Origin of the sequence: Haloarcula halophila, assembly GCF_029278565.1 — an archaeon.
GTDB lineage: Archaea > Halobacteriota > Halobacteria > Halobacteriales > Haloarculaceae > Haloarcula > Haloarcula halophila.
Window position 1 is genome coordinate 865,533 of sequence record NZ_CP119559.1, and the last position, 14,097, is coordinate 879,629.

13 protein-coding genes are annotated in these 14,097 nt (G+C 67.0%); 2 read left to right on the forward strand and 11 right to left on the reverse strand.

The window, feature by feature from the left end; all coding sequences use genetic code 11:
• Positions 1–6: 6 nt before the first annotated feature.
• Positions 7–444, reverse strand: a complete 438-nt coding sequence (locus tag P0204_RS04575) for an SRPBCC family protein (protein ID WP_276222074.1) — start codon at positions 442–444, stop codon at positions 7–9.
• Between the two features lie 100 nt (positions 445–544).
• On the opposite strand from P0204_RS04575, the gene P0204_RS04580 reads away from it, so the two are divergent.
• Positions 545–859, forward strand: a complete 315-nt coding sequence (locus P0204_RS04580; protein ID WP_276222075.1) for a DUF6199 family natural product biosynthesis protein — start codon at positions 545–547, stop codon at positions 857–859.
• Here P0204_RS04580 and P0204_RS04585 read toward each other — a convergent pair.
• The 7 genes from P0204_RS04585 to P0204_RS04615 all read right to left on the reverse strand — a co-directional run bounded on the left by P0204_RS04585 (position 826) and on the right by P0204_RS04615 (position 9,126).
• Positions 826–1,380 (reverse strand): hypothetical protein, encoded by a 555-nt coding sequence (locus P0204_RS04585; protein WP_276222076.1) that lies wholly within the window; start codon positions 1,378–1,380, stop codon positions 826–828. The genes P0204_RS04580 and P0204_RS04585 overlap by 34 nt on opposite strands.
• A complete protein-coding gene (locus P0204_RS04590) occupies positions 1,377–2,276 on the reverse strand; it encodes a HEAT repeat domain-containing protein (RefSeq protein ID WP_276222078.1) in 900 nt (299 codons plus the stop codon). The genes P0204_RS04585 and P0204_RS04590 overlap by 4 nt, the downstream gene beginning before the upstream one ends.
• Positions 2,273–3,337 carry an ethylbenzene dehydrogenase-related protein gene (locus tag P0204_RS04595; RefSeq protein WP_276222079.1) on the reverse strand — a complete coding sequence of 355 codons (1,065 nt, stop codon included), beginning with the start codon at positions 3,335–3,337 and terminating at the stop codon, positions 2,273–2,275. The genes P0204_RS04590 and P0204_RS04595 overlap by 4 nt, the downstream gene beginning before the upstream one ends.
• Positions 3,334–4,074 carry a TorD/DmsD family molecular chaperone gene (locus tag P0204_RS04600; protein ID WP_276222080.1) on the reverse strand — a complete coding sequence of 247 codons (741 nt, stop codon included), beginning with the start codon at positions 4,072–4,074 and terminating at the stop codon, positions 3,334–3,336. Before P0204_RS04600 ends, P0204_RS04595 begins: the two co-directional genes overlap by 4 nt.
• Complete coding sequence (locus tag P0204_RS04605; RefSeq protein ID WP_276222081.1) at positions 4,056–5,237, reverse strand: 4Fe-4S dicluster domain-containing protein; 1,182 nt, start codon at positions 5,235–5,237, stop codon at positions 4,056–4,058. The genes P0204_RS04600 and P0204_RS04605 overlap by 19 nt, the downstream gene beginning before the upstream one ends.
• Positions 5,237–8,374, reverse strand: coding sequence for a molybdopterin-containing oxidoreductase family protein (locus tag P0204_RS04610; RefSeq protein WP_276222083.1), 3,138 nt, complete (start codon positions 8,372–8,374; stop codon positions 5,237–5,239). The genes P0204_RS04605 and P0204_RS04610 overlap by 1 nt, the downstream gene beginning before the upstream one ends.
• 443 nt (positions 8,375–8,817) lie before the next feature.
• Positions 8,818–9,126, reverse strand: coding sequence for a hypothetical protein (locus P0204_RS04615; RefSeq protein WP_276222084.1), 309 nt, complete (start codon positions 9,124–9,126; stop codon positions 8,818–8,820).
• 734 nt (positions 9,127–9,860) lie between these two features.
• Here P0204_RS04615 and P0204_RS04620 point away from each other — a divergent pair.
• Positions 9,861–10,535 carry a halocyanin domain-containing protein gene (locus P0204_RS04620; protein ID WP_276222085.1) on the forward strand — a complete coding sequence of 225 codons (675 nt, stop codon included), beginning with the start codon at positions 9,861–9,863 and terminating at the stop codon, positions 10,533–10,535.
• A gap of 10 nt (positions 10,536–10,545) precedes the next feature.
• Here the strand turns inward: P0204_RS04620 and P0204_RS04625 are convergent, their stop codons facing one another.
• From P0204_RS04625 to P0204_RS04635, 3 genes are all read right to left on the reverse strand, one after another.
• Entirely contained in the window at positions 10,546–12,225 is a 1,680-nt protein-coding gene (locus tag P0204_RS04625; protein WP_276222086.1) for a hypothetical protein, read from the reverse strand.
• A gap of 26 nt (positions 12,226–12,251) precedes the next feature.
• A complete protein-coding gene (locus tag P0204_RS04630) occupies positions 12,252–12,947 on the reverse strand; it encodes an FHA domain-containing protein (RefSeq protein WP_276222088.1) in 696 nt (231 codons plus the stop codon).
• Positions 12,948–13,020: 73 nt separating this feature from the next.
• Positions 13,021–14,097, reverse strand: a complete 1,077-nt coding sequence (locus tag P0204_RS04635) for a protein phosphatase 2C domain-containing protein (protein ID WP_276222089.1) — start codon at positions 14,095–14,097, stop codon at positions 13,021–13,023.

A 14,097-nucleotide genomic window follows, 5' to 3' on the forward strand; every position in this document is an offset into this window, starting at 1 on the left:
GGCCAGTCACTCGGTCGCCAGCCGATCCCGAACTGTCGCCAGCAGCCGCCGTACCTCCCGTGCGTTGTACCACCGGACCAGCGGCGCCAGGAGCCACTCGGGGACCGGCCCGGGAATCCCGTAGCTGGCCGCGTACGTGAGCCGCGTCCCGCCGTCCTCGGCCGCGAAGGTCAGCGTGATCGTCCCGGTGAGGTCACCGACGAGGTCGTAGACGATCCGTTCGGGCGGTTCGTACCGGCTGGCACGGACCTCGCCCTCGAAGGAGATCCCGAACAGCCGATAGACGTACCGGGCTCGGTTGCCGCCGTTGTCCAGTCGTTCGACGCGCTCGGCGACCGCCAGGCTCGGGGTCACGGCGGCCTGGTTGGCCGGTTCGTCCATGAACGCGAAGACCCGATCGACCGGCGCGTCGATCCAGACGTCGTCGGCCGTCTCGACTGCCATACGATCGGCTACAGTCTCCAGACTGTTATGCGGTCGGCCACGTCGTCGGCCGTTATTTCGAGGGGAGCGTTGACGGTGGTGGAGAGCGTACATTCGATCGATGATACGACGACTCCTCCCCGCCGGCTACGCGTATATGGTGGTACAGGGACTGCTCGCCGTCTTCCTGCCTCGCCAGGCGATCAAACTGAACGCGAAGCTCCTGTTGCGTGGCTACGAGAACCCCGGCGACCTCGAACCCAAAGCGTGGTACGTCCGCTCGACGCGGATCGCCGGCGTCGGGATGCTCGTCACCGGGCTGACCGGGCTCCTCGCGGGCGATCTCGTCGCGGACGCGGACGAGAAGCTACCGGAACCGCTCGCTGACGACGACGACGACGATCACCAGGTCGCCGAGTCCGACGAGTCGGTCTGAAACCGGTCGCCGTCGAGCAAGGTCCCGCCGTAGGGCCGGAACTCGAACCCGTGTTTCTCCGCGATCAGTTCGACGAGTTCCTCGCGACGAGCGATCGCGTCGGTCTCGAAACCCGTCCGCTCGACGGCCGCGACGAGCCCGTCGTCGTCGATCCGGCCGCTGGCGTAGGCGTCCGCGACGGCGTTGCGGAAGCCGTCGGCGTTGCGCCGACAGCGCAGCGCCTCGTCGAACGCGGCGCGGGCCGTCTCGCGCTCGGCGTCGGCGTCGATCCCCTCCAGCGTCTCGACGGCCGACTGGTCGTAGCTCCGTGCCCGTTCGAGCACCTGGCAGACCTGTGCCGTCGGGTCCAGTTGCTCCCACTTCTCACGCTGGTTCGGCGGGACGAAGGCGTCGACGACGCCCGGCCAGTCGGTCGAGCGCTCGGCGTCCTCGAACACCTCTGCGACGAACTCGCCGGCGTACTCCGCGGGGATCGACAGCCCGACCGACCGCTCGGGATCGGTCTGGTGTGTGTCGCTCATCGATGCTCACCCCCGCTGGAATCGTACTCCCTGCTCGGCGCTGGTCCGGGACCGCTGGGTTGTGCGCCCGTATCGGACCCACGCGGATCGGCGGGACTGTGCGCGTCGGACCCGCCCGGTGGCCGTGTCATCGGGGGCGAGCTGTCGCCATCCTGTCTGTCCGGCAGTTCGATCTCCTCGGGATCGGTCCCGCGGGCGCTTGCCAGTGCGACCCTTGCCGTCCGGCGCACGTCCTCGCTGCGGTCGTGTAACCCCTGTGACTCCAGGGCCTCCTCCGCGCGGTCGGTTCCCAGTTCGCCGAGGCTGTCGGCGGCTTTCGCCCGGACGTAGGCGTTGGGTTCCCGTGCCAGCACCGCCGCGAGGATACGGACGGCGGTCTCGGCGTCTTCGGCGGCCTCGCCGAGGAACTGCGCCGCGTACTCCCGAACAGCGGGGTGCCCGTCGGACTTGATCCGGTCGATCAGGAGCGGCTGGTCGACCGCGCCGAGCTTTCCGAGCGCGATCACGGTGTTACGCCGGACCCAGCCGCTGTCGTCGTCCAGCATCGTCTCTAGGCGGTCGGTGTCGTCCGGGTCCGTCCGCGAGAGCGCGACGACGGCCTCTGCACGTACCCACTCGTGGTCGTCGTCGAGCGCCCGCCGGACGGCCTCTGCACTGACGCCGGCAGTCCCCAGCGCTTCGACGGCGTACTGCCTTGCCTCGGGATCGGACGCGTCCCGCAGCACACGGTCGAGGGCGTCGACGGTCGGGTCGTCGAGCCCCTGTCGGTCGGCGACGTCGATCAGTGCCAGTGCTGCGTCCCGTCGCCGGTCGCTGTCGTCGAGGAAGTTCCGGAGCGTCGGTTCGTCCGTCGCCGGTGCGCCGTTGCGGGCGCTGTGATAGTCGTCGAGCGTCATCGTGCGAGCCTCCAGTACGCGACCGTCCAGGACGCCGCGATCGCCGCGAGCGCGGTCCCCATCAGGCCGCCGAAGCCGCCGAGGAAGCCGCCGGTACCGCCGCCGTCGCTCCCGCTGGATCCGCCACCAGCGGTGCCGTCGCTCGATCCGGCACCGCCGTCACCGCCGCTTGACTGCTCCGGCGGGGAGAACGTCCCCGAGGCGAGATCGAGCGTCGAGTACTGCATCGTGATCGACTTCTTCCCGTTGACCTCGTCGGCGCTGCCGTTCCAGACACCGAAGGCCAGATACACCGTCTCGGAGCCGTCGAAGGTAGCGTCGAACTGGCCGTCGGTCGACCGCTCCCGAACGAACGACACTGCCCAGCCGTCGTCCGTTCGACTCCCACGAGCCCGCACTGGTTGGGTCGGTGCGTCGCTCAGCGATCCGTACCCCTTCGCGTAGTAGTTCTGGGCGTACTGCTCGTAGGTCGCCTTCGAGAGCGGGTTCCCCGCCGCCTGTCCGGGTTTGGTCTCGGCGTCGGGGTGTGGGTAGGCGTACATGTCGTTGCTCCAGGGGGCGCTGGCGTTACGGAACTGCCAGCTGGCCCGCCAGTACCAGATGTTGACCGGATCGCCGGTCGCACCCATCGTGATCGGGGGCTGGCTCCCGGTGCGAGCCATAACCGCCACGGCGTCGCTGAAGTTCCGCGGCGACTGGATGGCCGCGTCACGGGTCGGGTCGTCCCAGGACAACCGGAAGGCGACGTGGGAGTCGTTGGTGGCGACCTGGACGTCCATCTCGTCGACCGAGCCGCCGCCGTAGGGGACCGCCATCTGCTGTTTCTGCAGCGAGACGGTCTGGGTCGGTACGTCGTTCCAGGTCGTCGCGGTCGGGGACAGCGGTGCCCGCTGGACCTGCGCGGTCGGCTGGCTCGGCCCGGTCACCGCTGCGGCGACGGCTCCCTGAACGAGCAGGAGAGCGAGCACGACGACCGCCGAGACGACCGTCGCGCGGACGGCGGCGTCGGCGTCGAACAGGGCCACCGAACGGGCGGTCTCCCTGAGACCGCCGACGCTCATCGCCCGACCACCCCCGTTGCCGAGACGTCGTCCGGGTCGGTCGGTGCCGGCGGATGGAGCGACTCGTCGTACTCGACCAGCGATTGTGCGAGATCGGCCGCGGCCAAGTATACCGCGGAGTCGGTCGCCTCACGGATATCGTGGGCGAAGGCCGGGACAAAGTCGATCAGGTGGTTCGAGAGCATCGCCGACTCGACACCGACGATCTCGTCGAGTACCTCGTTGTCGTCGGGGTCGCTGGCGCGCTCGTGGACCACCGCGCGTTGCCCGGCGGCGACCTGCATGAGTTCCAGTTCCGTCGCGACGTGGTCCTGGCGTTCGTCGAACCCGTCGCTCGGTTCGAGCCCGACGGTCTCCAACAACCCGACCACGGCTGCGATCCGGCGCTGTTCGTCGTCGACCTCGGAGCCGACGGTGTAGTTGCCCTCGTAGGGAACGACGGAGTAGGTCCCGTCCGCTGAGGGGACCCCGAACAGGTCGTTGTACTCGCGCTGGAGGGCTGGGAGCGACACGTCGACGAGTGCGCCGGCGAGTGCCTCCGCCTCCTCTTCGAGTCCGGTTCGCTCCCCCGCCCGGACGATCCCTTCGACGGCATCGGGATCGATAAGCTCCGTGACCGTCTCCTCGTCGGGATAGACGAACGCACCCGCGACGGCGGCGTAGAGTCCGGCACGGGCGGCGTGGAACGCTGGCGTGTCTGTCTCGTTCATGTGATCTATCATGGCTGGTTCGTCCACTGTTCGCCCTCGCGGACCTCGATGTCCTCGTAGATGGGCATGTCGACGACCTTCTCGCCGTTCTGGTCCCAGCCCTTCACTTTGTTCTCCTTGACGGTGTAGGTCTCGATGAGCCGGGTCGTCGCGCCGAACAACTGGAGGATGCCCAGGACGTGGTGGCTCGGGTCTCTGGCCCGTTCCTGGACGATCCGGATCGACTCCTCGTAGGTCGATCCCGGCCAGTCGTTGCGCTTCTGTTCGGTGTTGGGGGTGAACATCTGGGTCAGGAACTCCGGCGGGACGTGATACGGCGGCATGTAGAACACCTGGGGCTGGGTCCCGAACTGCGGGTACAGCGGCAGCGCCACCTTCTCGTCGGAGTGGACCAGGTAGTTGATCGGCGAACGACCGTCGGCCGCCGAGCGCTTCCCGCCGGCGTGGCCGGCGTCCGGTCCGCGGTTGATGTTGCCGTGGAGGCGGGTCTTGCCGATACACGAGGAGACACACCGGGGGACGTTCCCCTCCTCGATACGGGGGTAACAGCCGACCGGCTTCTCGGTGATCCCCGTCTCCGGATTGTACATCGGCTTGTGGTACGGACAGGCCTTGACACACCGGCGGTAGCCCCGACAGCGCTCCTGGTCGAGCAGGACGATGCCGTCCTCCTCGCGCTTGTAGATGGCCTGGCGCGGACAGCCCGCGAGACACGCCGGGTTCTTACAGTGGTTACAGAGCCGCGGGAGGTAGAACTGCCAGATGTCGTGGTACTCGTCGTTCTCCAGGTCGGACTCGACGGTCTCGCCGGTCGGGTACTCCCCGTGGACTTGATCGTCACCCAGCGCGGGGTACTCCCACTCCTGTTTGGCGGCGATGTACCCTTTGGCCTGTTCGCCGCTGTCGGCGGCCTCGAAGATCGTCTCGTCTTCGTCGAGTTCCGGGAGTAGTTTCATGTCCCAGCCCATCGGGTAGCCGCCGTAGGGCTCGGTCTCGACGTTCATCCACCACATGTACTCCTCGCCCTCGCCGCTGGTCCAGGTAGACTTACAGGCGAACGAGCAGGTGTTGCAGTTGATACACCGGTTCGTGTTGATGACCATCCCCCAGTGGTAGTCCCGCTCCTCCTCGCGGTGTTCGTAGGGATAGGGCTGTTCCCGGCCGAGTTGCGGGTTGTACACGTCCGGCATCAGCTGTCACCCCCCTGGAGGCTGCCGCCGATGTAGTCCTGGACCAGGTCGTCCCGGCGGGCGTCACCGGGCCACCAGTCCGCTTCTTTGTACTTCTCGACGTCGACGAGATCGTCACGGTTGGTTCCGGTCGGTGCCCAGACGGTCTCCTCGTAGCCGTGTTCCAGTTCGGCGCCGTGCCAGACGATCTCCTCGTCGATCTCCTCGGCGACGTTCGGGTCGCCGAACACGGCCTTGTGGACCAGGTCGTCAGTCTCCTGGAGCGGGTCGAGCCAGATGTTCGTCATGGTGTTGTACCCCTTGATGCTGTCGTCGTCGGCCTCGTCGTCCGGGAACTGCTGGGGCCACCAGCCGTGCCAGAGGGTCAGTTGGCCCATGTCGCCGGCCGAGCGAGGCCGCTGGCGCTCGCTGACCATCGCGCGGACCACCAGATCGCCGCGTTTTCCGGTGATCCGGACGTAGTCGCCGTTCTCGACGTCGATATCGGCCGCGTCCTCGGGATGGATCTCGACGAACGGTTCGCCCAGCGGCGGCGCGTCGGCCGTCTCACCGTCGCCCTGCGGGAACGAGAAGTCCTCGACCAGCCGGTCGGTCCCCTCCGGGTCGGCGCTGACGCTGCCGAAGTCACGGGCCGACCAGATGAGGTTCCAGTCGGTCATCCCCCAGGAAGAGTGGGTCCGGTACTTGGGGTGGGGCGTGTTGTAGTAGAACTGGTTGCCCTCCTCGTGGTAGAGGGGGTTCTCCTCGTCTTTGGCTTCGTCCCAGCGCTGGTTCACGCCGTAGGGCGTCCCCTCGACGCTCTCGATGTGGTCGAGGTCGTCCCGTCCGAGTTCGAGGAACCGGTCTTCCTCCTTGTGGAACTCCATCCGGCCGGTCTTCGTGTAGAACGGACGGTCCTCGTGGATCTGCGAGTAGAAGGGAATCCGTGGATAGGTCTTCAAATCCAGCCGTTCGGGGCCGTCCCGGAGATCGTCGACGTCGATGCTCCGGGTGGTCATCCCCTTGTCGAACGTCTCCCGGATGTAGTCGACGGGGTCCTTGTCGTCGTCGAGGAACTTGTCGAAGTACGACCGGTAGGAGTCGACGTTGCGTTCCTCGGGCGGCAGCTTCTCGTCGAGTTTCTCGGCCAGGAGGGCGATGGCCTCCCCGTCCTGTTTCGTGTCATAGATCGGGTCCATGATCCCGTGGTCCATGTGGACGAAGGGGTTCTCCGGGCCGACCGTGATGTCGGGGTAGTCACACTCCAGCCAGGACGGGACCGGGAGCACGATGTCGGCGTGGCGGGCCGAGTAGGTCATGTGCATGTCCGAGACGACGAACAGGTCGTTGCCTGTCTCGGGATGTTTGACGAAGTTCTCGACGACGTGCTCCTGGTGTTTGGTCTGGTTCAGGAGGTTACAGTTCATCGTCCACAGGACCGTCGGCTTCGACATCGTGTACGACTCCGCGCCGGTCGGCATCACCGGTTGGTCGGCGTCGCCCTGTGGCACGAGGTCGAGTTCTTCGTCGAAGTCCCCGCGGATGGCATGCGGGTCCAGTTGCTCGCCGCCGAAGAAGGCGAACGCGTAGCCGGGGTACATCCCGTGGGCCGAGTGGCCGTCGGGGTTCACGTAGTGGGGGTAGCCGTCCAGGAGTTCGATCTTGTACTGGCCCGAGTAGTTGTAGTAGCCCTGCCCCGGACTGCCGATGTTGCCCAGCATCGACTGGACGAAGAAGATCGACCGCTGGAGCGAGTCGTTGGCGTGGAACCAGTGGTTGGTCCCCTCGCCGGTGAACCACTGGGCGCGCTCGGCGTCGGCGAACTCCCGGGCAGTCTTCCGGAGCGCGTCGGCCGGGATCGTGGTGATCTCCGCGACCGTCTCGGGGTCGTAGTTCTCCATCACGTTGTCCCGCTGGCGGGCGAAGTCGCTCCGGACGGCGACGCTCCCGCCGTCGGCAAGCGAGATGTCAGTGTCGACGTCCAGTTGCGGCGCGACCGGCATCTCGTCGCCGACCGTCTCCCGGTCGACCGCGACCGGCGAGCCCGACTGATCGAGGACGACGAACTCCCCCCAGTCGTGTTCGTCCTCCTCTGCCGGCGGGTCGTGGTCCGCGAACACCTCGTGGGCGCGGAGATACTTCCCGTCGTCCTCCCGAACGAGCAGCGGGAGGCTCGTGTACCCCCGCATGAACTCGCGGTCGTACAGTTCCTCGTCGATGATGACGTGGGCCATCCCCAGCGGGACCGCGGGGTCGCTGCCCGGTCGAACCGGGAGCCAGCGGTCGCACTTCTGGACGGTCGGCGAGTAGTCGGGGTAGATGCCGACCATCTTTCCGCCCCGTTCGCGGGTCTCCTGGAGGAAGTGGTTGTCCGCGAGTTTGTTGTGGATGAGGTTCTTCCCCTGGATGATCGTGTAGTCGGCCTGCCGCCAGGCCGAGGCGTCGGCGTCGCTGGTCTGGTATCCCGTCGTGATGACGTGGCCCGGCGGGAGGTCGGCGTACCAGTCGTACTCGGTCCACTCACAGCCGCCGAAGATCGAGGCGAGCCGTCGACCCGCACCGTGGCGGGTGAACAACCCGTCGGCCTTGATCGCGTTGAAGATGTGGAACTGCTTGTTGTCCTCCAGACTGGCCATCTTCTCGGCCAGCAGGTCGAGCGCCTCGTCCCAGGAGACCCGCTCGAACTCGTCCTCGCCACGTCCTTCGGGATTGGGGTCGTCGGGAGACCACCCTTTCCGGACCATCGGATACTTGATCCGGGAGGGCTCGTAGGTGCGACGGTGCAGCGTCAGCCCCTTCATACACCCCCTCGGGTTCCAGGCCTGGCTGACGCCGGCGTCCTCGTACCCCGAAGGGCCGACCGAGGGCTCCTCGTTGTGGTAGACCTGCTCGGCCCGGATCGGGACGCCGTTTTTCATGTAGAAGTTCAGCGCACACGACTGCGTACAGTTTGGGTGACAGACCGTCCAGTCGACGTCGTCGTAGGCGTAGATGTCGTGATACACCTGTTCCCAGTCCCGGTTGGGATAGGACTGCAACGGGTTGTCGACATCCGTGACCGGGTCGGTCGCCTGTGATGCGCCCCAGCCGCTCCCGACGAGCGCGCCGACTGCACCGGCGCCGGCGGCGCTCAGGAAGTCGCGTCTGGAGAGTGTCACTCGTTCTCACCCCTGTCCGTGGACTGCCAGCGGTGTCGGTCCATGCACCACCACCTGTGGAACGGGACCGTTTGTATCGGGGTTCACATTCCAGGCGGCCGGGAAGGGGGGCGAACGTATCCGGGAGAACAGGTTTAGGATTTCGGAGAGTCAGTCGTTAGTGGGCCGTAATTGTGCGGTTCTTTAAGTTAGGGACGCGCCGGCGGGGATGTGATTCGAAGGCGGTCCCACAGCGATGGGTGGGTCGGCCGGAAACTGTGAACGTGCCCTCGCCACACGGTTACCGGCGCCTTCGGCGCCGGCGATCGTTCGAACTGTGCTTCTGTCGGCGCTGCCGGTCGAGTACGGCAGCGAGATGCATACGATGCATGAGTCCTCCGGTCGGGAATCGAACCCGCGGGGGTGTCCACCAGGACAGCGGAGGCAGTGAGACGGTGCGCCGATCACGCTCCGTCGACGACGACGGCGTTCACGTCGGTGATCCCGAAGCCGTCTTCGAGACGGGTCACGCAGGCGTCGGCGGCGGCCTCGGCCTCCGGAACGGTGACGGTCAGTGCCACGTCGGCGTCGACCCGGATGTCCGTCCAGGTCGGACGGACCCGTGTCACACGCTCGACCGAGACGTCGACGACGTCGTCGACACCGTCGATGACGCCGGCGACGCCGGTTTCGAGGTCGTCGGACCCGCCACGCGGGACGCGTACTGAGATGTCAGCCGATGCGTCGACCGGAACAGTCGCAGAGAGCGACATAATGCCGACGGCCGGAGTCGAACCGGCCCGAACGGGGCTCGCCAACCGAGCACGTCGGGGCGTCTCCGGGCGGCGGGGGCGTGCTTCGAGTCAGCGGACTCGGGATTCCCGTCGAACGGCGGAAACCCGCTGGGCGGCGATGGCTCTGGCGAGTACTCTACCGACGGCGCTCCGAATGGCGAGAGCGGGTCCGACCGAGACGATCGGATGCGCCGACCGCGGCCAGGACCAGACCGTCAGTGAACGGCCGAGTGTCGGTAACGGACCGACCCGGCGCCGCAGTGGGAGGCCGGCGCGACACGGCCTCCGTCCCACGGCGGCGGAGTGCGCCTACGTGGCGCCGAGCGGAATGGTCACCGTCCGGGTGTCCATCGGACCGTTCCGACCCGTGCCAAGAGGCGCGGCCCCGAGTGGGGCTACGAGCCCACACTCGATGGCACCCGGTCCACTGGCGTGCCAGCGGAGCGGGATCGTCGGCGACGGAGTCGGAGTAGTCCGGAGCATTGGATCACCACGTCGGTGAGAGTGACGTATTTCCACCGTGAGGTGGTGAGATATTAAAACTGTTTCACGCTAGTCAACGAGTCCCACAGTGGGTCGGACACGTTCGGCCGCGTTCCTGCGGACTGGGAACTGACGTAGTAGTATAGATAGGCTGGTCGTCTACAGACGCATGTCGGCTCCCCGCCTCGGTCGTGCGGGCGACAGCCACCAGGACAGCTACCATGCACTCGATGACCCGACGACAGTTCGCCCAGGCGACGGCCGGAATGGCCGCGCTGGGCGCTACGGCGACAGTATCGGCCCAGGAATCGCCCGACTACGGCGGCTGGTTCAGTGACGTCTCGAACTTCGAGGGCACCGTCGACAAGCGCGGCCAGGACACCGTCGAGGTTACCGTCGGCGCACAGGGCAACAACGGCGCGTTCGCGTTCGATCCGCCCGCGGTGATGGTCAACCCCGGGACGGAAGTGGTGTGGACCTGGACCGGCGAGGGTGGCGGCCACAACGTGGTCTCCGACGGCGACGGGCCACTGGATTCGGGATCGATCGTCTCCGAAGCCGACACGACCTACAGCCACACCTTCGAGAGCGAAGGGATCTACAAGTACGTCTGTACGCCACACGCCGGTTTGGGTATGAAAGGCGCTGTCGTCGTCCGGCCCGGAGAACCAAGCGGTGGCACTGCCGACAGCGGGAGCCAGTCGGCAAGCGAGACGGAGACGACGGCGTCGACCGCTAGCGAGACGGCTGCGTCCACCGACACGAACAGCGGCGGAGAGACAGACCAGCAACAGTCCGGCGGAGCCGTCACCGGCCCGCTGGGAACGTTCGCCGCGGTGATCGCGATAGCGTTCCTCTCACCGCTTGCGTTCGCTGCCCTGTTACGGCGACGGACAGACGACTGAGGACCGTGTCTCAGCGGCCGGCTCCAGTGTCCAGGGCCGTTCCACAGCCCGGACAGTAGCAGACTTCCGCACTGTTTTCGACGCGGCGTCCACAACTCGGACAGTCGATCTCGGCCGGTCCGTTCGTCGCTGCCGACGGTTCGGACTCGCTCGTCCCGGGAGCCGCCAGGCTCTCGTCGGGGCTACTCCCCGTGTCGGCGATGATCGTCTCGGCGTTCACTGGCGTCGCCGACTGATCGAACTCGGAGACGGCAGCGTACTCGTGAGCCGCCTCGAACCTCGGCACGACAGCAGTAGCTGCCCTGACGGAGTCGTCGGCTCCGTTCTCCGTGCCGGTGTCGGACACTGGGATCTCGGCACGCTCGTCGCGGTCTACGGGACCGCTAGCGGTCGGATCGGAGTCGAACTCCGGTAGCACGGCATTGCTGTCCGACTGTTCGTCGGTCTGGTTGCCACTGTTGGTCGAATCGGTGTCGGCCGCTGGCTCGAACCGCGGGATGGTATCGCCTGCGTCGCTCCTCCGGTGTGTGCCGTCACCGGATCGACGATACGCCTCGGTGGTCTCGATTATCGGCAGGACGCGGTTGCGTGACGTTCTTGCGGCCTCAGCACCGCCGGATCGCCCGTCCGTCTCGGTCGGCTGCTCACCGGGGTCGTCGGCAGACGGTACGGGTTCGGTGGGCGTGAACACTCTGGTCCCGCTGTGCTCGTCGTCCCCATCGGCTGTCTCGGAGGGGGTGGTGGTCGGACCGGTACCGTCAGCGTCGCCTGCCGAATCCGGCGTCGGATCGGATTCGGGGTCAGTCACGGCGGTTCCGTCCGCGTCACCGGTGGCCTCGGTGGCAGTATCGGCGTTCGAGACCACACGCGTGGCCGAGGACGCCGCCGACGGCTGGGCCGACTCCGGAACGCGCTGTCCGGGCCGTCGCTTGGGTGCCGAGGGGAGCCCCCGACGCTTCGCGATCGAGGCCACAGTCGTCTGTGCGAGGAGATAACACACGGAGAGAGCGATCGGGACGAACAGCGTCCCGCGGAGGAGGAGCGCCGACTCGATCCCGATCAGTGCCGTCCACGTCTGGACCGCATCGGCGACACCGGCCGTCGCGACCCGGCTCGCGAGGCGTGGATCGAGGCCGGTGACGGTCGATAGTCGGACCAGGAGTCCGACGACGACCGAGACGGCAGAGACGGCGATCATTCCGAGGAGGGTCCGCGTGAGCGAGAGCGTGTACACGCGGTGTCCGAACGCGACCGTCCGAACGAGAAAGTGGACCGTGACGACGAGCAATGCGGCGACCAACGGAAGCGACCAGCCGGAGACGACCAGCGCTGCCAGACAGCCGACGAGCGCCAGGCTCGGAACGACCAGCAACACGCCGGGTTCGGCCATCCGATAGGAGTTCGCGAGGTTGTCGTGGCGGTTGAACAGTTGCCGCTGGACGAGCGCGATGGCAGCCAGCGACGGGAGGACGATCCACGCCAGCAGCGCGAACAGTTCCAGCCCGCGGACGGGTGTCCCGGCGACCGTCGTCGCTACTGCCCGTTTCAGCGCCGGTGTCCCGGCCTCCAGAACGAGCCCGCTCGCGACGACCCAGGTAGCGTAGACCAGTGGACCACAGAGGCCGAGTGCCAGCACTCGCCACTCTTCGGCGAGCAAGGCGACGGATTCACGCAACTCACCCCCGGACATTGGATTGGTGTACTGGAACCGGATGCTTAATCTGTGGGGTTCTCCGGATGGCGAACCCTCGCGGTGACGACCTCCGAGAGGCCCAGTTCGTCGCCCGGTGCCACCGGCTCGCGGTCGCCCCGCTCCAGGAGACGGTCGTTGAGGCGCGTCGGGTTGTCACCCAGGTCGACGAGGTAGAACCCGTCGGCTTCCTTTCGAAACCGGACATGCTCCCGATGGACTCGCACGGCCTCGTCGTCCGACCGTCCGGCGTCGAGCATCGCAGCACGGATGTCGCGGCCGACACAGTCACCGTCGGTAACGGCGACCTGTCGGCCACAGACAGCTAGGCGGAGTGACTCCGGCGTATCGTTCCGGTCGCTGTCGAGTCGGCTGCCACACTCGATACAGAAGTTCGCGTCGTCGTGGGTCGCCCCACAGTCCGGACACGTCAGAGACGGGTCCTCAGCAGCCGGTTGGGCTGCTCCGTCGGATTCGTCGACGGTCGACTCGACCGACTCGCCAGCGCTGTCGGCGTCCGCTTGTGCCGCGGCCTGTTCGAGGAGTCCGAGCCGGTCCGGGTCACCGGTCGGCGAGTAGACGACCGCTCCCCCGGAACGCTCGTCTCCGGTGTCGGACTGCCACTCGCCGCATCCGGGGTTCGTACACCACCCACCGGCTGTCGTCGGATCGAACCGGACCCCACAGATCGGACACTCGACTGTCTCCCCCGTACCCGGCATTGGTTCTCGTCTCGCGTGTTCTCAGTACAGCAAGAAAACAGTTACTCACGGACGAGTCCGCCCCGGTTAGGGGTCACTCGTCGGACAACAGGGCCGTGTCTCGGTCGAGCGGTCGACGGCTCGGATCGATGTCCCGAACCGGCACCGAGTCCTCGGCCGGCGTCTCCGGGAGTCCGTCGTCGCCGAACAGCAGCACCGAGAGATTGTCTTTCCCACCTCGTTCGTTTGCCATCTCGATGAACGTCTCCCCGGCCGCCGGGAGCGAATCCGCCGACAGGACCACGTCACGGAGATTTTCGTCCGTCACCGCCTTATCACGGATGCGTTCGGCGGCGGCCTCGGACTTCCCGGAATCGACGTAGTGACGGTACAGCGCCGGCGCGTCGGTCTGTGCGTCCACGAGTCCGTCGCTGGTGACCAACACGGTGTCCTCCGCGTAGAGATCCACCGTCCGCGTGTCGACCTCGACGGTCGCCGTCGCGGCGTCCCCCCCGCCCGCTCCACCGAGTGCGCGGGTGATCTCGTTTCCCCGCGGGTGGACCTGCGATTCGAGTTCGTCGATCTCGCCCGCCTCAGCCCAGCGCTGGACCAGCGCGTGGTCTTTCGTCAGCCGGGCGATCCGCCCTGTCGCCTCGTTGACGACGTAGGTTCGACTGTCGCCGACCCATCCCAGATGGAGCCGCCCGTCTAGACAGATCCCCGCGACTGCGGTTGTATACGAGCGAGTCCCCGCGGACCCGACGTACCGCAGGATGTCGCGGTGGGTCTCGACCACGGCGTCGGTTATCGCCGATCGCAGGCTCACGGCGGTCGACTCCTCGGGTAGAACCCCGTCGTCGATCTCGATGTCGAACCGCTCCGGCCGTCCGCGGGCCGCACGGATCGCGACCGGAGCCAGTCGTTCCGCGATCCCGGTCGTCGCGAGATACGAGGCGACGTCACCGGCGTCGTGGCCCCCAGCGCCGTCGGCGAGGACGAACACGCCGACCGAGCGCGTCGACGACGGTGTCGGCTCGTCGGTCCCCCGTTCGCTCCCGATCCCGTGCCCCTCCCGATGCCCGTCCTCGAAGACCGTCATCGAGAGGCTGTCCTCGTTGATTCCGTCCCCCCGTTTGGCGTCGCCAGTGTCGTAGTGTGTGCTGTATCGCAT